General features: G+C 66.6%; 15 protein-coding genes. 5 read left to right on the top strand and 10 right to left on the bottom strand.

Going from position 1 to position 20,684, the window contains the following annotated elements; genetic code table 11:
- The first annotated feature begins 8 nt into the window (after window positions 1-8).
- Window positions 9-1,109, top strand: a complete 1,101-nt coding sequence (locus FKZ61_RS21580; RefSeq protein WP_141612219.1) for a Gfo/Idh/MocA family protein — start codon at window positions 9-11, stop codon at window positions 1,107-1,109.
- 104 nt (window positions 1,110-1,213) lie between these two features.
- Here the strand turns inward: FKZ61_RS21580 and FKZ61_RS21575 are convergent, their stop codons facing one another.
- From FKZ61_RS21575 to FKZ61_RS21535, 9 genes are all read right to left on the bottom strand, one after another.
- Window positions 1,214-2,527, bottom strand: a complete 1,314-nt coding sequence (locus tag FKZ61_RS21575; RefSeq protein WP_141612218.1) for an MFS transporter — start codon at window positions 2,525-2,527, stop codon at window positions 1,214-1,216.
- 160 nt (window positions 2,528-2,687) lie between these two features.
- On the bottom strand, window positions 2,688-3,644 hold the full coding sequence (locus FKZ61_RS21570; protein WP_141612217.1) for a hypothetical protein: 957 nt from the start codon (window positions 3,642-3,644) through the stop codon (window positions 2,688-2,690).
- Between the two features lie 257 nt (window positions 3,645-3,901).
- Window positions 3,902-5,248, bottom strand: coding sequence for a M20/M25/M40 family metallo-hydrolase (locus tag FKZ61_RS21565; RefSeq protein ID WP_141612216.1), 1,347 nt, complete (start codon window positions 5,246-5,248; stop codon window positions 3,902-3,904).
- A 20-nt stretch (window positions 5,249-5,268) separates the two neighbouring features.
- Window positions 5,269-7,038: a M28 family peptidase gene (locus tag FKZ61_RS21560; protein WP_141612215.1), complete on the bottom strand. Its 1,770-nt coding sequence runs from the start codon at window positions 7,036-7,038 to the stop codon at window positions 5,269-5,271.
- 71 nt (window positions 7,039-7,109) lie between these two features.
- Entirely contained in the window at window positions 7,110-8,120 is a 1,011-nt protein-coding gene (locus FKZ61_RS21555; protein WP_141612214.1) for a ketopantoate reductase family protein, read from the bottom strand.
- A gap of 74 nt (window positions 8,121-8,194) precedes the next feature.
- Window positions 8,195-9,064: an ABC transporter permease gene (locus tag FKZ61_RS21550; RefSeq protein ID WP_141612213.1), complete on the bottom strand. Its 870-nt coding sequence runs from the start codon at window positions 9,062-9,064 to the stop codon at window positions 8,195-8,197.
- A gap of 35 nt (window positions 9,065-9,099) precedes the next feature.
- Entirely contained in the window at window positions 9,100-10,020 is a 921-nt protein-coding gene (locus FKZ61_RS21545; protein ID WP_141612212.1) for an ABC transporter permease, read from the bottom strand.
- A 188-nt stretch (window positions 10,021-10,208) separates the two neighbouring features.
- Window positions 10,209-11,870: an ABC transporter substrate-binding protein gene (locus FKZ61_RS21540; RefSeq protein ID WP_170200133.1), complete on the bottom strand. Its 1,662-nt coding sequence runs from the start codon at window positions 11,868-11,870 to the stop codon at window positions 10,209-10,211.
- Window positions 11,871-12,409: 539 nt separating this feature from the next.
- Entirely contained in the window at window positions 12,410-13,330 is a 921-nt protein-coding gene (locus FKZ61_RS21535) for an alpha/beta fold hydrolase (RefSeq protein ID WP_170200131.1), read from the bottom strand.
- Between the two features lie 125 nt (window positions 13,331-13,455).
- Between FKZ61_RS21535 and FKZ61_RS24135 the strand changes: the two genes are divergently transcribed.
- From FKZ61_RS24135 to FKZ61_RS21510, 4 genes are all read left to right on the top strand, one after another.
- The gene (locus FKZ61_RS24135) at window positions 13,456-15,351 is read left to right on the top strand and encodes a zinc-ribbon domain-containing protein (RefSeq protein ID WP_141612209.1); all 1,896 of its coding nucleotides are present in this window, start codon (window positions 13,456-13,458) and stop codon (window positions 15,349-15,351) included.
- Between the two features lie 35 nt (window positions 15,352-15,386).
- Complete coding sequence (locus tag FKZ61_RS21520; protein WP_141612208.1) at window positions 15,387-16,601, top strand: hypothetical protein; 1,215 nt, start codon at window positions 15,387-15,389, stop codon at window positions 16,599-16,601.
- 350 nt (window positions 16,602-16,951) lie between these two features.
- Window positions 16,952-18,067, top strand: a complete 1,116-nt coding sequence (locus FKZ61_RS21515; RefSeq protein ID WP_141612207.1) for a mandelate racemase/muconate lactonizing enzyme family protein — start codon at window positions 16,952-16,954, stop codon at window positions 18,065-18,067.
- Window positions 18,068-18,080: 13 nt separating this feature from the next.
- Window positions 18,081-18,989 carry an amidohydrolase family protein gene (locus FKZ61_RS21510; protein WP_141612206.1) on the top strand — a complete coding sequence of 303 codons (909 nt, stop codon included), beginning with the start codon at window positions 18,081-18,083 and terminating at the stop codon, window positions 18,987-18,989.
- 27 nt (window positions 18,990-19,016) lie between these two features.
- Here the strand turns inward: FKZ61_RS21510 and FKZ61_RS21505 are convergent, their stop codons facing one another.
- Window positions 19,017-20,678 carry a polysaccharide biosynthesis tyrosine autokinase gene (locus tag FKZ61_RS21505; protein WP_170200129.1) on the bottom strand — a complete coding sequence of 554 codons (1,662 nt, stop codon included), beginning with the start codon at window positions 20,676-20,678 and terminating at the stop codon, window positions 19,017-19,019.
- Window positions 20,679-20,684: the final 6 nt, after the last annotated feature.

The following is a 20,684-nucleotide window of genomic DNA, read 5'->3' as shown; positions in this document are numbered from 1 at the left end:
TTGCAACGATGAACGAGATCAAGGTCGCCTTCGCCGGGGTCCGTCGTTCCAGCGCCTTTTTCAAGGCCTTCCAGCTCCACCCGGAAACCCAGATCGTGGCCCTGTGTGACATCAACGAGCGAACCCTGGCCGAAGCAGGCAAAGCCACCGGCGTCACACAGCTCTACACCGTCTACGAGAAGATGTTGGACGAGGCCCGGCCCGACGTGGTGGTGGTCGCCACGCCCATGCAGTACCATGCGCCCCAGGCCATCGCCGCGCTGCAGCGGGATATCCACGTCCTCTCGGAAGTGACCGCCTGTGTTTCCATGGACGAAGCCCGCTGGCTGGTCCAGGCCTGCAGGCAGAGCTCGGCCGTCTACATGATGGCCGAGAACTACATCTACCGCAAGCCCGTGGTCCTGGTGCAGGCCATGGTCGAGGCCGGCCTCTTCGGCGAGGTCTACTACGCCGAGGGCGAATACCTGCACGAACTGTCGGCCCTGCACCACACGCCCGAGGGCCAGCCCACCTGGCGCTACTACTGGCAGGTGGGCGTCAACGGCGCCACCTACCCCACCCACAGCCTGGGCCCCTGCCTGCAGTGGATCCAGGAGCGGCCGGCGCGGGTCAGCTGCATTGGCACAGGGCGATGGACCGATCCGGAGCACGCCATGGAGGACACGATCCTGCTGCTGTGCAAGACGGCCAGCGGAAAGCTGATCCGGGTCCGGCTGGATATGCTCTCCAAACGGCCCCACGCCATGACCAACTACACCCTCCAGGGCACCAAAGGCGTCTTCGAAGGGGCCCGGCGCCCCGGCGAGCGCGACTGGGTCTGGATCAGCGACTACTGCCGGGATCCCAACCAGTGGGTGCCCCTGGAGACCTTCGAGGCGGAGTTTCTGCCGGAAATCTGGCGCGATCCACCGCCGGAAGCGCTGCAGGCGGGACACGGGGGCGGCGACTATTTCGAAGTGATGGATTTTATCGACGCGGTGCAGGGACGCAAAGCGCCGACCATCGACATCCACAAGGCCATGGACATGACCCTGCCGGGCCTGGTCAGCCAGGAGTCCATCCGCCGCGGGGGCGAGTGGCTGGAAGTGCCCGACTCGCGCCAGTGGTAACAGGGCCGTTCGCATCCAGGGGGCTCACGCCTCCGTCAGCTACAGCGCCTCCGAGGAGTCGACATCCGCCGGTGCCGACGGGCGGGCAGGAGGCCTTCCACCCCTTAATCATCGGCGCTGCTGGCTGCCAACTTGGCCGGCGCGGCTTCTCCATCCTCCTCCGGGCGGGCGTCGTGGAGGGCGCCGAAGTTGCGCAACCGGGGGGAGAGGAGCGCGGCGCCGGCCACCACCAGCAGGGTGCCGATGCCACCGCTTACTACCGAGACCACCGGCCCAAACCAGTGGGCCACCAGCCCCGACTCCAGCCCGCCCAGCTCATTGGACGCCCCCACGAAGACGCTGCTCACCGCGGAAACCCGGCCCCGCATGTGGTCGGGCGTCAGCAGTTGCTGCAGGGTCTGGCGCACGATCATGCTCACGTTGTCGAAGGCGCCGGTGAGGAAGAGCATGGCAAAGGAGAGCCAGAAGGACTTGCTGATGCCGAAGATGATGGTGGCCACGCCGAAGCCGGCCACGTTGAGCAGCAGCGCCCGGCCCGCATGCTTCATGGGCGGCAGATAGACCATGAGCATGGCCATGCAGAAGGCGCCGATGGCCGGCGCGGCCCGCAGCCAGCCAAAGCCTGTGGCCCCCACCTGCAGGATATCTTCCGCGTAGATGGGCAGCAGGTAGACCGCGCCGCCCAGGAGTACGGCAAAGAGGTCCAGGGAGATCATGGTCAGGATGATGCGGGTCTTCCACACAAACTGGATCCCCGCCAGCAGGGTCTGCAGGGAAGCCCCGCCCACCGGCCGGGTGTCGAAGCGGAAGTCCAGCCGGGCCAGCATCACCAGGAAGAGCAGGGACGAGGCCGCGGTGATGACATAGGCCATGGGCACGTTGAAGGCCACGATGACGCCGCCCAGGGCCGGCCCCAACACCGACGCGATCTGCATCATGCTGGTGTTCCAGGTCACCGCGTTGGGGAAGACCTCCGCCGGGACCAGCTGGGGCACCAGGGCGGTGCGAGCCGGTCGGCCAATCATGACTGCGGCCGCATCCAGGAAGAGGAAGAAGTACATCCAGGCGATGGAACCCTGGGCCACCGAGAGGCCAGCCAGGGCCAGGGAAGTCAGGGTCATGGCGGCCAGGCTGAGCATGACCAGCCGGGTGCGGTTGAACTTGTCCGCCAGGAACCCGGCAGGCAGGGCCAGGGCCATGGTGGGCAGGGCCTGGGCCAGCCCCACCAGCCCCAAGGAGAGGGCTTCACCGGTGCGCTGGTACATCTCCCAGGCGATGGCAATGCTTTGGATGCGGGTGCCGACCAGGGCGATGAACCAGCCAATGATGTAGAGCCGATAGTTTCGAATCCGAAACGCCGCGTATGGATCGTGTTTAGCAACGCCGGACTGCCCATTGGCAGGGGAAGTCGGTTTCATGGTTCTCGTCACCCAATTGTCAAGTGTATGGTCAAGAGTGGCTCAGGGCGGTTGGAGGAAGGTTGAAGGTGCACGGCAGGGTGCTCACCGGCTCTTTTCGATCCAGGTAAGGACACCCCTCTGTGTGTCGGTAAGCCATGGGACCCCAACCGGCAGGTGGTCAAGGTCCTCCCAGGGCAGCGCGCATCCGCTCCACCGCGGCGGCGAAGATCCGTGCCGCGTCGGGTTCTGCAAAGATGCTGGCTCCCCCGAAGAGCTGGATGCCCCAACTGGGTTCGCGGGAGGCAGCCACATGCTCCAGGCTGTCCGGGAAATCCAGAACATCCAGGATGAGTTGGATGTGGCGATCGGCGGGCACAAAATCCCGCGCCGATTCCAGGAAGGCTCGTCCCCAGTCGGCTGCACGGCCGCTTTTGCGCGCATAGATGAGCGGTGTAAAGACGTCGATGGCCGGGGCCAACAGGGAATAGTCCTGGGCAAAGATGCGCCGAAGCGCGCCGTCGAACTCGTCCGGTCGCCAGGGACACATGTACGCGCCGACCACGCAGCCAGGCAGGTGGGCCCGGATGATGGCCCCGTAGTGGCGGGCAAAGGCGGCAATCCGCTCACACTTGTGGCGAGTCCAGGCATCCCGGTGATGGGCCAGGATGGCCTGGGGCGTGTCGGCGTCGATGCCCGTGGCCTGGCAGAACTCGGCGATGCAGGACGGGCAGAAACAGCTTTCCTGCAGATCGGGCGCCGGCGTTTCAAACCAACCGGCGTAGGTCAGGTAGTCCAGCCAGATGCCAGTGGGCTGAAACGTGCGCACGCCCTCCACCAGGGCTGTTTCCACTTCCTCCAGGAACTCCTCCTGTGAGAGGCAGACGCCCTGCACCAGACGGCCATAGCGGATAGGCTGGCCGTCCACGCCGATGGGGATCAGCTCTGGCCGCTCGTCAAAGTTGGCCCGGAAGGTCTTGAACTCCACACAGGCGGCCAGGTTATGTCGCCGGCAGGCCTCGAAGGCGTCGGCGTCGAAACCGTGAAACCAGACGGCATTGACGCCATAGTCGGCCAGACGTTCGGCGTGGGCCAGCGCACCGCCGCCGTAGGGACCAAAGAGAAGGGGTATCTGCATCCAGGGTTCCTCAGGATGGCACGAGATGGGAAAAGAATCGGGATGGACAGGCCCTGGCGCCAGCCGGACCGTCCACCCCTAAATTGTACCACGGGCGCTATAGCACTCCCCAACGGGGAGCCCCACCAAATTTGATTCCGCAGCAGAAACCACAGATAAACACAGACTTTTCAGAGAAAGAATCCACCTACCCCATGGCTTTTTGCAGTGAAGCCACAGGTGAATACAGGTCTTGACAGATTTCTCGCTGAAACCTCCTACGACGCGGCAAATTCCTGGAAGACCTGGGCCATGTGTTTGATGCCCTGGATGAAATCGTCCACGAAGATGTTCTCGTCCGGCGCGTGGTTGCGGGAGTCGGCGTGGCCCACGCCAGAGCCCACCGCGCCGATCCCCCAGCGCTGGCACAGATGGTACATGGGGCCGGTGCCGGCCATGCTGGGCAGGAGCTGGGGCGGCGCCGCGTAGACCACCTGGGCCGCGCGGACCACCGCCTGTACCAGAGGATGATCCGGGTCGGTTCGGGCCGGGTCTTCTCCGTGAAGATCCACCACCTCGATGTCGGAGAAGCCATGGCGGTCCAGGTGCTCCCGCAGCAGGGCCAACACCCGCTCGTTGCGCTGGTCCGGCACCAGGCGAAAATCCAGCTTGCAGAAGGCGTAGTTGGGCAGGACCGTCTTGGATCCTTCGCCGGTGTAGCCTGCCTGGATGCCGCAGATGTTGCAGGTGGGCTGGAAGAGCAGATCCTCCTTGACCTGCTCGTCCGTCGCGTCCCGGAGGAAGGCAGGAATCTCCAGGGACTGGCGGAAGGCCTCGGCCGGGAAATCCCACGCGGCCAGCAGCTCCCGATCGCGGGGCGAGGGCCCGCGCACGTCATCGTAGAAGCCGTCGATGGCGATGCGCTCATCGGGTGTCTTCAGGGTCTGCAGGGCCCAGACCAGCCGCCAGACCGGGTTGGGGACGATGGCCGCGTTGGAGGAGTGGAGGTCCCGGTTGGCCCCTCGCGCGCGCAGCTCCACGTAGGTGATGCCCTTGCAGCCCAGGGAGACCTGGAGCCGGCCCTGCAGGTCCTTGTAGCCGGACTCCCAGATGCAGCCGTCGGCCTGGAACAGGGTGTGATGGGCTTCGGCGAAGGCGCCCAGGTGAGGGCTGCCGATCTCCTCTTCCCCTTCGAAGACAAATTTCAAGGTCAGGGGCAACTCCCCCCGTACCTGGCGCCACGCATCCACCGCGCAGAGGCGGGCCACCAGGTTTCCCTTGTTGTCGGCCACACCCCGGGCCCAGATGCGGCCGTCGGCGATCTCGGCGCCGAAGGGCTCGTGGGTCCAGAGCGCCAGGGGCTCGGGTGGCTGGACATCGTAGTGGTTGTAGAGCAGCAGGGTCCGGGGGCCCCGGCCAGGCAGTTCACCGTAGACCACGGGGTAGCCGTCGGTGGGGATGAGGCGGGCCGTCGCGCCCACGTCGGTCAACATCTGCTGGACCATGGCCGCGGTTTCAGCCATGCCCACACCTTGGGCCGCGATGGAGGGCTGCCGGCAGAGGGCCTGGAGCCGGCCAATGTACTCCTGGGCGTGGGCGTCGATGTAGTCGAAGATCTCTTGCATGGTGGACCTCTTCCAGCGGCTCATCGCTCTGGGTTGAGGGGCGGCAGGCTGGTACGCTCCAGCGCCTCTCGCAGGGCCATGTTCACCGCATTGCGATTGCGCACCAGTTGGGTGCGCAGGAAATGGTACTCGTCGCTGTCCGGATCCATTCGGGCCAGCCGGGGCGCATCGGCCAGGAGGGGGATGGGCGGCAGGCCCCAGGCCGGGTCATGGTCGAAGCGGCCGGCACCGGTGTAGAGGATGGGGATCAGCGAGCGAGAGAAGGCCTTCATCCGGGTGTTCAGGACCTGAATGGTCGCCAGATCCTCCGGCGCCACCAGGGCGCAGCGCTGGGCCAGCTCCTCGGCCCGGGCAGCCAGGGCCTGGGCCCGTTCCAGCGCCACCTGCAGGTCCAGGTGCGCGCCGGCCTCCGCCTGAAGGCGGGTGAGGGTCTCCAGGATGGCTGCCACCGCGGGGCGGAAGTCCATGGGCAGCAGGGGGCGATGGCAGAGCCGCCACAGGGTGAGCAGGTAGATGCGGGTGTCCAACTCCAGGACATCCAGGTCGATCTTGTCCAGGGTGTCCTCGCTGGTGTGCCACCACCAGGGCATTTTGCCGCCGATGAGCTTGCCGAAGGCCAGGGAGACGTAGTCGGTGTCCTGGTCGCTGAAGGGCACCTGGCTCAGGCTCATGAAGAGGGCCGGGATGCCGATGCCGTTGAAGCTCATGTCGCCAGCCCGGCTCATGGGGCGGGCATGGGTCTCCTGGCCCGTCTGCTCCCGCACCACCGCCTCGCCGAAGGGGCCCAGCTCCTGGTGGGCAGGGAAGCTGCCGTAGAAGGTGGCGCCCCGCGCACCGGTGGAGTCGATGTTCACGTGGGCCACGCAGTGGTCGTGGAGCTCCTCCCAGAAGTGATCTGCGTACCAGGTGGAGCCGGAATAGCGCCCGTGGCTGTGGCCGCTCCAGAAGCAGAGGCGCAGCCCCCGGTAGAGGACATCCCGATGTTGGGCCAGGATGCGGGCCACCTCCAGCATGGTGGCGTTGGCGCTGCCGTTGTCCATGGCGCCCACCTCCCACGAATCCAGGTGGCCGCTGAAGAGCACAAACTCGTCGGCGTTCTGGCCGGGCAGATCGGCCACCAGCAGGGGCGTCTGCTGCCAGTCCATGAACACGTGGCTGGTGAGCCGGACCCGAACGCCCCCCGCGCCCGAATTCTCGGCGATACGGCGGCGCAGCTCGTGGCCGTCCCGCTCCACCACCGAGACCGACGGCGTGCGGGGAATGCGTTCCGCCGAGGCGGGGGTAGGCGTCCCCCAGATGCTGCTCACGATCATGTAGTGGAGGTGGTCGTCGTTGATGAAGATCTGCCCGATGGCGCCGGCCTGCTCCGCGGCATAGACCGCGGTGGGGGTAGCCAGGCCGTTGAGCAGGACGATCTTGCCCCGGACATCCTGGCGGGCGTAGTCCTCCGGCGTGCCGAAGCCCAGGTCCACCACCTCGGCTTCCAGGCCTTCCACCGTGGCGCTGTAGGCGGTGCCCAGGCAGGGGATGGTGGCCAGGGGAGCTCCCGCATCATCCAGGAGGGTCAACGACGCGTCCAGGGGGTAACTGATGAGCGCGGGATGCTCCAGCAGGGTGGTCTGCAGTCCGTACTCGTCCAGCAGGCCCTGGACGTAGCGGAAGGCCTCTCGCTCCTCGTCGGTGCCGGAATGGCGATTCCATCGGGCGATGGTGCTGTTGGTCTCCCAGAGGCGCTCCCGGGAGATCTGGGCCAGGAGTTGGTTTTCGTCGACCGGGTTGTGTGTGTTCATAGGTTGGGTGGTCAGGTAACTTGGGTGATTGGGTGATTGGGTGATTGGGTGCGGTGGAGGATGGCTACGCCTCAGGAGACGAGGGTGGTCAGCTCGTCCAGGTTTTCCCGGGCCAGGGGGCGTTGGCCCTCCTCCACTTCGTGGATCATCTCTACCATGCGGGCCAGGATGGGCGCGTCCAGGCCGTGGCGACGTGCCCGTTCCAGGATGGGCGGGAAGTGTTCGTCCACCTCGGTGCGACGCTTGCGCACGGCCAGATCCCGCCAGACGCCGCTGTGGGTCTTCTGATCCCGGCGGCGCACGGCCACCAGGCGGTCCAGGGACGCGGCCACCGCGTCGGCGTCCCCTGTCTGCAACACCTGGGGCTCGAAGCCGTCGAAGCCCAGGGGCGTCACCCCTTCGGCCTGGGCCACGGCCAGTATCTCCCGGGCCAGGGCGACCATCAGCGGCCGATACTGGTCGATGGCGTCGGCCATGGTCTCGTTGGTGAGCGCGGTGGCGAAGAGCATGGCGCCATAAGCCTGCTTGCCCCAGAGGTAGCCCCAGATGTTGTCGGTCATGCGGACCGGGCCGCCGCCCCAGTGGCCCAGGTCTGCCTGCAGGCGCTCCAGCCGGGGCGTGATGGCGCCGTTCAGCTCGCCGATGTAGAAGGCGCCGGGCCCGCCGAAGTGGATCAGGCCGGGCTCCAGGTAGTCCGCCGAGAAGTTGATGAAGCAGCCGATGGTGCGCTCCTGGCCCACCATCTCGGCGATGATCAGCTCGTTGAGGCCATTTTGCGCCGAGACCACGAAGCCGTCCGGGGCCAGGCGGGGCGCGATGGCGGCCATGGCGGCCCGGGTGGCCGGCGCCTTCACCGCCAGGATCACGGCACCCAGTTGGTCCGGCATCTGGTCCGGGGTCACAGCCTGGGCCGGCACCGTGAAGGTCTCCTGGTAGCCGCGGATGGTCAATCCCTGGCGGTTGATGGCGGCCACATGCTCCGCGGCCGCGTCCACAAAGAGCACGTCCAGGCCGCCCCGGACCATGTACGCGCCGATGGTGCCGCCGATGGCCCCCGCACCCACCACAGTATATCGAGTCATGGTTTTTCAGTCCTCACTCCTTAGTCCGGAGTCCTCAATCTTCAATCTTCAATCTTTAATCTTCAATCTTCCCCCTACACCTGCCCCCGGAGAGTGGGGTCCAGGGCATCTCGCAGGCCGTCGCCCATCAGGTTGAAGCCCAGGACGGCCAGCATGATGGCCACGCCGGGGATGGTGGCGATGTGGGGGGCCACCCGCAGGAAGTCCCGCCCGCTGGCCACCATGAGCCCCCAGGAGGGGTCCGGCGGCTGGACGCCCAGGCCCAGGAAGCTCAGGGCCGCCTCCAGGAGGATGGCGCTGGCCATGTAGAGGGTGGCGAAGACCACCACTGGCGGAATGGCGTTGGGCAGGACGTGGCTCCACACCAGCCGTACCATGGGGACGCCCACCGAGCGGGCGGCGGTGATGTACTCCCGATTTTTCACGCTCAGCACCTGGCTGCGGGTGATGCGGGCAAAGGCCGGCATGGCCCAGATGCCCACGGCCAGGGTGGTGTTCTGAACCCCTGTGCCCAGGGTGGAGACCACCGCAATGGCCAGCAGGAGGTAGGGGAAGGAGAGCAGCACGTCGATGCAGCGCATGAGCACCCCATCCACCAGGCCGCCGGCGAAGCCGGCCACCAGGCCGATGAACACGCCGAAGACCAGCGCGATGGCCACGGCCACGCAGGCCACGTAGAGGGCTACCCGGCTGCCGTAAATCAGACGGCTCAGGATGTCCCGGCCGAATTCGTCCGCGCCCAGCCAGTACTTGGGGCCGGGGGGCATGCGCTTGTCGGCCAGGTGCTGCTGGGCCGGATCCATGGGCGCCAGCAACGGCGCGCAGATGGCCGTAAACAAGAGAAAGACCACAATGATCAGGCCGGCCACGGCCAGGCGGTTGCGCGCAAAGCGGCGCACCACATCCGCAGCCGGCGAACGTCGTTTTCGGACTGCCAGTTCCATCGAGAAAGCCTCAGCCTATCCGGTAAAACGAACGCCTACAGGGACCGGGTACGCGGGTCCAGGTAGGCGTAGGAGATATCGACAGCGGCGTTGATCACCACAAAGCTCAGGGCGAAGACCAGGACACTCCCCTGGAGGAGGATGTAGTCCCGGGCGAAGATGGCCAGGACGATGAGCCGTCCCAGGCCGGGCCAGGCGAAGACCGTCTCGGTGAGCACGGCGCCGCCCATGAGCTGGCCAAACTGGAGGCCGATGACGGTGATGATGGGAATGAGCGCGTTGCGCAGTACATGCCGGACCAGCACCAGCCGCTCCCCCAGGCCTTTGGCCCAGGCGGTGCGTACGTAGTCCTCCCGCAGGATCTCCAACATGGACGAGCGGGTCATGCGGGAGACGATGGCGATGCTGGGTGCGGCCAGGGCGATGGAGGGTAGGACCAGATGGCGCCAGGTCCCCGAGCCCCCCACCGGAAAGAGGCGGAAGTAGTAGGCGAAGACGTAGAGCAGGACCAGCCCCAGCCAGAAGACCGGCATGGAGAGGCCGATCAGGGCCAGCAGCCGGACCAGCGCATCCAGCAGTCCGCCCGGGCGCACCGCGGAGATCACCCCGGTGGTCAACCCCAGAAGGACGGCCAGCACCATGGCTGCCACGGTCAACTGCAGGGTCTTGGGCCAGACATCGGCGATTTCGTCCAGGACAGGCCGATTCGAAAGGATGGAGCGCCCCAGGTCCCCCTGGAGGACATTGCCCAGGTAGCGGACGTAGCGCACGGCCAGGGGCTGATCCAGCCCCAACTTGGCGCGCAGGGCGGCCACCTCCTCTGGCCGTGCGTTGTCCCCCAGCATGAGGGCCACCGGGTCGCCCGGAATCAGGTCCAGGGTGAGCATGGTCACGAAGACGATCCCCAACAGGACGGGGATCATGCCCAAAAGGCGAGCGACGACGTAACGGGTCATAGGGTATACGGGACAAGGCGATGGAGCGCGAATGAAAGGTGGTGCGCGGTGCGTAAACCGGTTGAATGCGTGGCACATCCGCTGGTACCTTGCTGGATGTGCCACGCATCATGCACTACATCCTACGCACCACGATTCTGCCCATGGTCGGGCGGTTCACGCAGCCAGGTTCACCGATTTATCCGCTGCTACTGGGCCAACGACACCTCGCCCAGCCACAGGTAGTAGTCGATGGGGTGGATGGCAAAGCCCTGGACGTTGGCGCTGGTGACGATGGTCTCCTTGGTGTTGAAGACGGGCACCACCACTGCGTCCGCGGCCAGGATCTTCAGCGCCTCGGCATAGAGCTGGGCCCGCTCCTCCTGGTCGGTGGAGGTGCCGGCTTTGGCCACCAGCTCATCGAAGGTGGGGTTTTTGTACTCAAAGGAGTTCCAGCCGGCCGGCGGAATGCTGTTGGAGCCGAAGAGCGGCCCCAGGGTGTAGTCCGCGTCGCCGGTGGCGGTGGACCAGCCCAGGGTGAAGAGATCCGCCGGGAAGTTGGGCTGGCGCAGCTGCTCGAAGAGGGTACCCCACTCCAGGATCTCCAGCTTCACGTCCACGCCCAGCTCCCGCATGGCGGCCTGGAAGGCCTCGCCCACCTCAGCGTCCTTGAGGTAGCGGCCCCGGGGGCTGTAGTGGAGCAGGGAGAGGGGCTGGCCATCCTTGTCCCGGATGCCGTCGCCGTCGGTGTCCACCCAGCCGGCTTCCTCCAGCAGGCTGGCCGCCTTCTCCGGATCGTAGGCGAAATACTCGCTGGTGTCGGTCCAGCCGAAGACGGGCGGCGAGATGTAGGCGGTGGGCAGGTAGCCGGCACCTTCCACGATGTTGTCCAGCACGGCCTGGCGGTCAAAACCGTAGTTCAGCGCCTGGCGCACCCGCACGTCGTCCAGGGGCGCCCGGGCCGTCATCATGCCGAAGAAGATGACCCGCACACCCGGGGTTTCGTGGACGGTGAAGTTGGGGTCGTCCCGGTAGATGTCCAGCTGGGAAGGCGCGGGGGCCATGACCATCTGGACTTCGCCGGTGTCCAGGGCCAGCATGCGGGCGCTCTCCTCGGGCACCACCCGGTAGATGACCCGATCCAGCTTGGCCTTCTCGCCCCAGTAGTCGTCGAAGCGCTCAATGACGATCTGGTCGTTGGTCTTCCATTCCACGAACTTGAAGGGGCCGGTACCCACCGGGTTACGGGTGAAGTCCTCGCCGTACTGCTCCACCGCGGCGGGGCTGACGATGCCGGTGGCGTAGACCAGGGACATGATGTTCAGCAGGGGACCGTACGGCCCGTCGGTGACGATGTCCACGGTGTAGTCATCCACCACCTCCACCGCGACGATGGGCCGCAGGTTACTGGCGGAACGGCCCGGGTCGTCCGGGTTCTTGATGCGCTCGATGCTGAACTTGACCGCATCCGCGGTGAAGTCGGTGCCGTCGTGGAACTTCACACCCTGACGCAGATAGAAGCGCCAGCGGGTGGGCTCCAGTTGTTCCCACCGCTCCGCCAGGGCCGGCTTGAAGGTCATGTCGGTATCCAGCTTGACCAGATTCTCGTAGATGTTAGACATGACCCAGTTGCCCGGGGAGGTGGTCTCCACCTTGGGGTCCAGGCCGACGGCGTCCGTGGGGCGGGCGATGATCAGGGTGCCGCCCGTGGCCGCTTCCGCCGGGGCGGCGGGCTGGGCCGCTTCGGCGGGGGCGCCGGTCTCCCCGGCAGGTGCCTGGGCTGGCGCGGCGCAGGCGCTCATCACCAGGGCCGCCAACAACAAGAGCGCAATAGACAGGGATCGCAGGCGATTCGATTGCTGTGATTTCATAGATGATTTTACTCCTGGATGCATCAAAGATAACGATAGACTCGACGACAAAACCCACCGATGGTCCTCTTCGACCCCACTGCAGGAGCGGTGGAGTATCAGTAGTTTACGATATCGGCGCCGCGTCGGCCCCTGAGGATATGGATGGTGCGGATTTTTCATCCTCCGCGGCGCCATGATGGCGCATGAAAGCGTCCCTACCTCTTCTGCAGAAGAGCCATCTGTGTGAATCTGTCAGTCCCCTGGGGGTGTCGGGGATCGGGATGGGCCATGGATCGGCGCAGCGCCGGACGGACAGAGGAAACCGCCGGCGCCAGGATGGAAAGGTCGCAGGTACAGAACGTGAAAGGCCATCCCTTCGGTCGGGGGCAGCCAGCCGTGAATGGCCGCCCCTCATGCCTGCATGATAACACAGGGCCGACAGGATCCACAACCAGAGACGACGTCCGGTCATCAGAGTGTAGGCTCCTGCGTCCGGAAGGCATTCTCGATCAGGAGGTGTCGCATGGAAACCGCCTGATCGAGAATTGGAGAAAGGTTCAAGCCCGCCCCAGCAGATGGGCGCGCATCTGGGCGACCATGGCCGTCCAGGTGGCCCCACCCACGGCGGCGGGATCGACGATCAGGTGGTGATAGGCCGGAAAGGCCCTCGCGGATTTCTGCACGGGTACCAGCTTCCACCGGCGGCAGGCCGACGTAGCCTGGAGGGCCCGCAGCCCGCGATAGGAGACAAATTCATCATCCGGATCCACCCACAGCAGGGTGGGCACCTGCAGGCCGGGCGGATTTCCCGGCAGCAGCCGATCCAGCCGGGCCAGCCCCTGGTAGAGCGCGCCATAGGCCGCCATGGGTGTCCCCGGGTTCGCCCGGTAGTAGGGCGGAGACAGGCTGGGGATCACCAGTTTGGGAAAGGGGGTCACGGGTTGTAAAATGCGACACCAGGAACGGATACGCAGCGCCGGCGCCAGCAACACCATGCCATCAAAGCGGACCAGCCCCGAGGCCGCCAATTCACAGGCCAGCAATCCCCCCAGGGAAAAAGCCACCAAATACAGGGGAACATGGGCCATCTGAGAGACGTTACGACAGATACAGAACGCCGCATAGGTCTCTGCACGCCATAGCCCATAGTTCACAGCCTGAAAGGATGCCAGCCGTGCCCGGGCCGGACTCCACCCAGGACGAGGCACGTAATTTCGGCCATGCCCCCGCAGGGAGAGGCGCAACACGGCCATGTCCATGGCCAGGAGTTCGGCCACCAGCCCATCCATGCGCTCCGGTTTCAGGTTGAGCCCGTGGATGACCAGGACCACACCCCGCCACGCCCGGTCAGCCCCCGGCTGGCGCCACGCCAGCGCACAGGGCGCTTCCGGGGAACTGTGGCCCGGCTCCAGGCGCGGGTCAGGGCGCTGTTTCCGCGGGCGCCCTCTGGGCGAGGCCTGGCCCCAGGAGCTGGCCAACAGCCTGGGAGGAAATCCGGTTTTCGGGCTGTCCGCTGGCCGGTCTGTTGACTGGTCAACTGGGTGATGCGTGGTTGGGGTCATCCTGTCACGTCCTGGATCGGTCCAACGAGGAAGAGTTTACCGTGAAATGTCCCCATTGTCACACCGATAATCCGGCCGGGAGCCGCTTTTGCAACCACTGCGGCGAACCCTTGCCCGCCTCCCCGACGCCACCGGCGGCTGCCCCAGAGTCGGGGTTGTCCGCTCCGGCTGCCGGACCGCCACCGGAACCTGCCGGCAGCCGGGGTTCCCTGCCCGTGCGCCTGCTGGCGCTGGTGGCCGTGGCCCTGGTCCTGGTGGTGATCGGCTGGCTGCTCTTCAGCCGCCAGCAACGGCAGCGGGAGCTGGCCTTCCAGGCCACGGCCACCCATGTGGCAGCCCAGGCGACCAGCCAGGCGGCGGCCGAACAGGAGGCAGCGGCCCTGGCCACCCGCTCGGCCCAGGGCACAGCGACCCAGGCGGCCGCGGCTGCCACGGCTGCCTTCGCCCCCACGGCCACCCAGGCTGCGCTGGCTGTCCGCTACGCCCGGGGCGTGGAGGCCGCCGAGGCAGGTGACTGGGTCACGGCCCTGGCAGAGCTCCGGGCCGTCTTTGAGGTGGATCCCGACTATCAGGATGTGGCCGCGCGGCTGGCCCAGGTGATCGCATGGCTGACGGCCACCCCGTCCCCCACGGCAGATGCGCTCCCCACCCAGCCATCCACCGGGGGCGCCGGGCCCCTTCCGCCCACGGCCACCTTCACCCCGCCCCCGGAACAGGCTCCGCCCACCGCCACACCGTCGCCCCTCCCCGGAACGGGCGGCGAAGGGGCTACCACTGTAAGCCCGCCCCAGGCGACCACCCCCGCGCCGACCGCCACCCCGGTCCCCCCCACGCCGACCTGGACGCCACGCCCCACCGATACGCCGGCCCCCACGGTGACACCGATCCCTCCGACGGCCACCTTTACCCCGCGGCCCGGCGATACGCCGACGCCCACCGCCACCGGGACCGCACCGGGCGAGGCCACCCAGACGGCGACACCGGCACCCACCCTGACACCAACCCAGGCGGCGACGGCCACTGTACTCCCAACTGCGACCCCATCCCCGGAGGCATCTTCCACCGGGGCACCCGAAGGAGCGGGGACCGCCGCGCCCACGGAGACGGCCACCGCCATGCCGTCACCCACCGCAACCGCTACAGCTACGCCGCCACCCACGGAGACGGCCACGCCGCTACCGTCACCCACCGCAACCGCAACAGCTACGTCGCCCCCCACGGAGACGGCCACGCCGCTACCGTCACCCACCGCAACCGCCACGGCCACGCTGCCGCCCACGGAGACGGCCACGCCGCTACCGTCACCCACCGCAACCGCCACGGCCACGCCGCCGGTTTCCTGGCCGCCCCTCACGGTGACCGGCACGGTGACCGCCACCATCCTGCCCACCGACACCGTCTCCACCTGGCACCTGACGGCCACCGTCTCGGTAACCGTCTCCCCCACGGTGGCCGGTGTCTTCACCGCCACCGTGGCGCCCCTGGGGTCCGCCGGGCCTGAAGCCGCCATCGCCATCACCGGCACCGGGAGCCTGGGGGCCGCCGTTCTCCCGCCCCCTGGAGCCCCCGCCCCGATCCACGGCGGGCTGGCGGTCACGGTAGCCATCCCGTCGCTGCCTCCCCTGGCCTTCACCAGCGCCATCACCGCCACCGCGAGCTCCACCCAAACCGCGTCCTTCGTAGCCGGGCTTGCCCCCAGCGCCATGCCCACGGCGACCCTTACCCTGGCCGGTACGGCCTCTGCCACGGCCCACGCGACCAACACGGCCCGGCTCAGCCTCACCCTGTCACCTGTTGCCGGGTCCGCGCCCGGGGAGCTTCCGCCGTTCCTGGCGCCGCTGGCCACGCCTGACCTGACCATCCAGCTGGCGGCCACCGTCTCGGTGACCGCTGCCGATTCTACTTTTTTCCTATTCCCAGGGCCATCCGTGCGTTGACACGCCCCCGGCCCACCCCGACGAAAGGAGCCCACATGTTTCGTCCCATCCATGCCATCTTGCCCCTGGTCCTGGCCATGGCGTTGGCCGGCTGTTTCGGCCGGAACACGCCCAGCGCCACGCCCACAGCCATGGCCACACCCACGGTGGCCGCGGACAGCGGGGCTTCCGCCCCGGCCACGGCCACCCCAGAGGCAGCGATGCCCACGGCCACCGCGCCGGGTGAACCAGCCACAGCTGCGCCGGAAGAGCCAGCTGCAGCCGGGCCGGAAGAGGTCACACTACAAACCGTGGAGGAAGCCCCCCACATCCAGCGCTACCGGGTGCGGATCACCATCCACAGCGAATCCCCGCGCGGGGTGGACGAGATCCAGGTCAACGGCGCCTACGTGAAGGAACCCCCTGCCGAGCACATCCAGATGGCCTTCACCCAGGGCGATCAGGTCGAGCAGTTGGAGATCGTGCTGGCAGACGGTATGCGATATGTCAAAAGCGGGGATCTGTGGGTGGCAGCGCCGGATGCCAAGGCCAACCTCCAGGAGCTCACCCTCATCACGCCTCAGGCGCTGACCGATCTGGGCGAGGCCCCCGTTCTGGTGGGCCAGGAGAACCTGGATGGCCAGGAGCTCCTCCACTACCGGGTGGCCCAGGAGGCCATTCCTGTGGTGGGCACTGAAGGGGATACCCTGGACGTGAGCCAGGCCGACTCCGCCCAGCTCGATTTCTGGGTGGACCTGGCCGAGCAGGTCATCGTCAAGATGGCGCTGACCATGGAGGACGCCGGCACGGATGGTGGGGCAGCCAGCAAGGTCGACCTGACCTTTGAGTACTACGACCTCAACGGCGATATCGTCATCCATGCGCCGGAAAATGTGCTGGGGGCGCCGGGAGCCGGTGCACCGGCTCCCGGGAGTCAGGCTGGCGACGGCGCGACGCCGGACATTTCTCAGCTTTCGCCCACCCGCCAGATGTTGTACGCGCTCTTCGGCTTTGACCTGCTGCTGCCCACCGGCACCGACTACACCCTCCTCTCCGAACAGTTCGCCGAGTTCACAGCACCATACACCCGGGAGGAAGCCATCCAGATGTTCGAGACGGTGCTGCCGGCCAACGGCTACACCCTGGTGAGCAAGCTCGACGCACCCAGCGGTGAAACAGTCCTGATGTTCCAGAAGGACGGCAAAACCCTGACCATCGCGGTCAGTACCGCAGAGGACGCCGTCAGGGTGCAGGTGGTCAGCGCCCCCTGATGGCGCCCGTACGATCTTCGTTTTGAGCCACAGATTCCACGGGTGAGCACGGATTCAGTCCTTACCGATGGTGGCCTGTGTGTGGCTCCGTCGTCATCCTTTCATCCGCCTGGGTCCGGCACCATGGGGCGGCTGGGAGCCGCCCCTACCGCAAACCGGCCCCCTTTCGCGATTGGCGACAGCGGGTGGGCACGGAGGCCTGCCCCTACGGAAACGGGCACCAGGTCGTAGGCGGGGCGAATCATGATTCGCCCCTACATGCTGCGCAGCCGTCGCCATCCTTTCATCCGCCTGGGTTCTGTGGATCGGATCTGCAAAGATAGTGCTCCAGTTTGCAAGGGAAAGCGATCATGAAAATCACCGCCATCGAAACCATTCCCGTTCAGGTGCCCATCCACCCCGGGCGGGCCATCCGCAGCGGCCGGGGCTACCACACCGTTTCCCCCTTCCTCCTGGTCAAGATTCACACAGACGAGGGCATCACCGGCCTGGGGGAAGTCTCCTGCACCCCCGCCTGGAGCGGCGAGGACCAGTTCACCGCGGCCCGGATGATCGACCAATACCTGGCGCCTCTGCTGATGGACCAGGATCCCACCCACGTGGAGCGCCTCATGGCCCAGGTGGCCCGGGCCATTGCCAACAACCCGTTCACCAAATCAGCCCTGGAGATGGCCCTGTGGGACATCCTGGGCAAGGTGGCCGGCCTGCCCGTCTACCGCCTGCTGGGCGGCCCCGTGCGGGAGTTCGTGCCTACCAAGTTTTCCGTCTCGGGGCTGGAGCCGGCACGCGCGGCGGAGATCGCGGCCTGGGCTGTGGCGCAGGGCTTTCGGACCATGAAGGTGAAAGTGGGGATCGACCCGGATGAGGACGTGGCCCGGGTGCGGGCCGTGCGGGAGGCAGTGGGGCCGGACGTGCGCCTGGGGGTGGATGCCAACGGCGGCTGGTCTCCCCGGGTCGCCATCCAGACCATCGCCCGGCTCTACGAGTTCGACATCTACTTTGTGGAACAGCCGGTGCCCGACCTGGACGTGGCCTGGCTGGCCGATGTGCGGCGGCAGGTCCGGATGCCGGTCATGGCGGATGAGAGCGTCTACAGCCTGCAGGATGCCATGGCCATTGTCCGGGCCGACGCGGCCGACGTGCTCTCGGTCTACGTGGGCAAGGGGGGTGGCCTCCGCGCGGCCCGCAAGATCGCGGCCGTGGCCGAGGGCGCGGGCATCACCTGCACCATCGGCAGCAACCTGGAGCTGGGCGTGGCCAACGCGGCCATGATCCACCTGGGCATGGCCACCCCAGGCATCGGCGCGGAGGAGTTCCCCTGCGACATCCTGAGCCCGTTCTACTACGAGGAGGACGTGCTGGCCGAGCCCCTGCCCATCCAGGCCGGCCGGGCCTACCCGCCGGAAAAGCCGGGCCTGGGCGTGGAGCTGGACGAGGAAAAAGTAGCGTACTTTCGGGTCAAATGAAGGAGCGGCTCCGATGATCGTGGATGTCCACACCCACACCCCTCAGTATCGGGACCCGGTGCCGCCGGAACAGGTGGTGATGCAGCATGCCTGGCGACCGGACCGCGCGGTAAAGGCAACGGTCTGTTGGGAGGAGTATCTGGCGGCCCAGGCACCGGCGGAGAAGTCCATCGTCTTCCAGATCGCCTGGCATCCGGGCGAGTGGGAGGACCGGCTGAGCGGCCAGCCCGCCGGCGACAAAAGCTGGTACCAGCGGCCTGACGGCCGTGGCAACCTTAACGATGCCACGGCCACCTTTGTGCGCGCCCACCCGGACCGGCTCATCGGCTTCATGGCTCTACACCCCCACGACGCCCACTGCCTGGACGAGCTGGAACGCTGCCGGACGGAGCTGGGCCTGCGGGGCATCAAGCTGGGGGCCAACTACCAGAACTTCGATCCCCTGGAGCCCCGCGCCCTGGCCATTTACGAGCGGGCCCAGCGCTACGGACTGCCCATCCTCTTCCACCAGGGCACCTCGCCGGTGCGCAATGCGCCCATTCGCTTTGCCCACCCCTTGCTCATGGACGAAATCGCTGCCCGCTACCCGGATTTGAAGATCATCATGGCCCACATGGGCCACCCCTGGCAGGTGGATACCTGCGTGGTCATCCGCAAGCACCCCAACGTGTACGCGGATATCTCCGCCACCTTCTATCGCCCCTTCTCCTTCTGGGAGCAGCTCATCAAGGCCACCGAGTGGAACGTGCTGGACAAGCTGCTCCTGGGCTCGGACTTTCCCGTGGCCACGGTGCAGGAGACCATCGACGGCCTGCGCCGGGTCAACCAGGTGGTGGAGGGCACCCGTCTGCCGCGAGTGCCCGAGGAGGCCATCGAGGCCATCATCCACCGGGACGCGCTGGCGCTCCTGGGCCTGGGGTAAGGGTAGCCGGCAGTAGGCTTCTGCCAGTCAGAAGGGCAGCCATTGCCACCGACGGCTGGAGCGGGGGGTCGCCGAAGTGGCCAGGCTGGTGGCGTTGACAACCCTGAGATAGCGGTGGAATCGCGAACGTGCCCGGTTGACGATCACGCCCAACAGGCGGGCATTGGCCAGGCTCAGGCTGCTGATGGTCTGGCGGGCATCTTCCAGGCGGGTTTGCCCTACCCCCAGCACCAGCACCACACCATCGGCCCGGTTGGCCAGGATGCTGGCATCGGCCAGCCCCAGGGCGGGCGGGCTATCGCAAATGACGATGTCCGCCATCTGGCCCAGGCTGGCCAGAATCTCTCGCATGCGCTGGGCGCCCAGCAACTCGGTTGGATTCAAGGGCACCTGACCGCTGGGCAGGACGAACAGGTTGGGGATTTTGGTCTCCAGCACCAGGTGGTCCAGGGCCAGCTCGGGAGAACGAAGGGCCTCGGTCAGGCCCGCCGCATTGGCCACCCGGAACAGGCGATGTTGCATGGGCTGGCGCAGGTTGGCATCGATGATCAGGGTGCGTAAACCGGCCTGGGCCATGGTGATGCCCAGGTTGGCCGCCATGAGGCTCTTCCCCTCGGCGCGGCCTGGGCTGGTGATCACGATGGTTTTCGCAGGCCGTTCTGCGGTCTTGAACTCGATATTGCTGCGGATGATCCGGTAGGCTTCGGAAAGCGGGGAGCCTGGATTCAGGGCAGGCAGAAGCCGGTCGTGCTCGGACTTGCCGTTGATTTTGCCAATATGGCCCAGGACTGGCGTTTTCAGGGCATTCTGGATCTCGTCTGGCTCCCTGAGGGTGTCGTCCCGGAACTCCACAAAGAGGACCAGGCCCATGGCCAGGGCAAAGCTGATGGCCGCAGCCAGCAGGGCGTTCAGCTTGGTGCGGGGGCGGATGGGGTTGAGGCTGGCCTGGGCCGGCTCGATGATGGTGAGGCTGTTGGCGCGGCTGCGGTCTTTGAGGTAGATCACGATCTGGGTGGATTCTGCCTCCCAGCTATCAATGAGCTCCTCAAGCCGGTTAATCTCCCCCTGCAGATCCTGGATGCGTTGGATGGCATTGGGGTCGGACCCCACTTCGAAGGCCTGCAGCAGAGCACTTTCCAGGCTTTGGAGTCGAGCCCGTCCATACTCGATCTTCTTCTGCAGGTTGTCCAACCGCTGGTTGACAAAGCCGCGGGCTTCGGCCGTTTCCCGGCTCTGGGTGGCATTGGCGCTGAGCAAGATCAGCTGCCGGGCCACTTCATCGGCGATGATCCGGGCCATCTCTGGGGACTCGGCCTCGGTGCGGATCTGGATCAGGTGGGTGCCTTCGACCAGCTCCGCATGGACCCGTTTCTTCAGACCGCGCCAGGTGTCCGGCAGATTCAAGGTGTCGATCACCCCCTGGAGGACCGGCTGCCGCACCGCCATGTCCGTATAGGTCTGGGCCAGGACTTCGTTGGTGAGCAGATCGTCGCGGCTGATCTGGGTGGCCTGAATCACCTGGCCTACCATCAGGGTGGTGGTGGCCTCGTACACGGGTGCCTGGCTCTTGCTGGCCACGTAGCCAAGGCCGGCCCCGCCCAGGGCCACCAGGAGCAACAGCCACAGCCAGCGCAGGATGATTTGGATGACCTTGCGTAGCTCCAGATAGTCGTTCATGGTTTCTGTCATGTTCTC

The organism is Litorilinea aerophila (genome assembly GCF_006569185.2).
In the GTDB taxonomy this organism is placed as follows: Bacteria; Chloroflexota; Anaerolineae; order Caldilineales; family Caldilineaceae; genus Litorilinea; species Litorilinea aerophila.
Note: the sequence above shows the minus strand (reverse complement) of the source record. Positions and strands in the feature narration are given on the sequence as shown.

What these genes read in the sequence shown, in the direction of transcription:
- FKZ61_RS21580 (WP_141612219.1), top strand. Translation starts at nt 9, where the DNA reads ATGAACGAGATCAAGGTCGCCTTCGCCGGGGTCCGTCGTTCCAGCGCC.
- FKZ61_RS21575 (WP_141612218.1), bottom strand. Translation starts at nt 2,527, where the DNA reads ATGAAACCGACTTCCCCTGCCAATGGGCAGTCCGGCGTTGCTAAACAC.
- FKZ61_RS21570 (WP_141612217.1), bottom strand. Translation starts at nt 3,644, where the DNA reads ATGCAGATACCCCTTCTCTTTGGTCCCTACGGCGGCGGTGCGCTGGCC.
- FKZ61_RS21565 (WP_141612216.1), bottom strand. Translation starts at nt 5,248, where the DNA reads ATGCAAGAGATCTTCGACTACATCGACGCCCACGCCCAGGAGTACATT.
- FKZ61_RS21560 (WP_141612215.1), bottom strand. Translation starts at nt 7,038, where the DNA reads ATGAACACACACAACCCGGTCGACGAAAACCAACTCCTGGCCCAGATC.
- FKZ61_RS21555 (WP_141612214.1), bottom strand. Translation starts at nt 8,120, where the DNA reads ATGACTCGATATACTGTGGTGGGTGCGGGGGCCATCGGCGGCACCATC.
- FKZ61_RS21550 (WP_141612213.1), bottom strand. Translation starts at nt 9,064, where the DNA reads ATGGAACTGGCAGTCCGAAAACGACGTTCGCCGGCTGCGGATGTGGTG.
- FKZ61_RS21545 (WP_141612212.1), bottom strand. Translation starts at nt 10,020, where the DNA reads ATGACCCGTTACGTCGTCGCTCGCCTTTTGGGCATGATCCCCGTCCTG.
- FKZ61_RS21540 (WP_170200133.1), bottom strand. Translation starts at nt 11,870, where the DNA reads ATGAAATCACAGCAATCGAATCGCCTGCGATCCCTGTCTATTGCGCTC.
- FKZ61_RS21520 (WP_141612208.1), top strand. Translation starts at nt 15,387, where the DNA reads ATGTTTCGTCCCATCCATGCCATCTTGCCCCTGGTCCTGGCCATGGCG.
- FKZ61_RS21515 (WP_141612207.1), top strand. Translation starts at nt 16,952, where the DNA reads ATGAAAATCACCGCCATCGAAACCATTCCCGTTCAGGTGCCCATCCAC.
- FKZ61_RS21510 (WP_141612206.1), top strand. Translation starts at nt 18,081, where the DNA reads ATGATCGTGGATGTCCACACCCACACCCCTCAGTATCGGGACCCGGTG.
- FKZ61_RS21505 (WP_170200129.1), bottom strand. Translation starts at nt 20,678, where the DNA reads ATGACAGAAACCATGAACGACTATCTGGAGCTACGCAAGGTCATCCAA.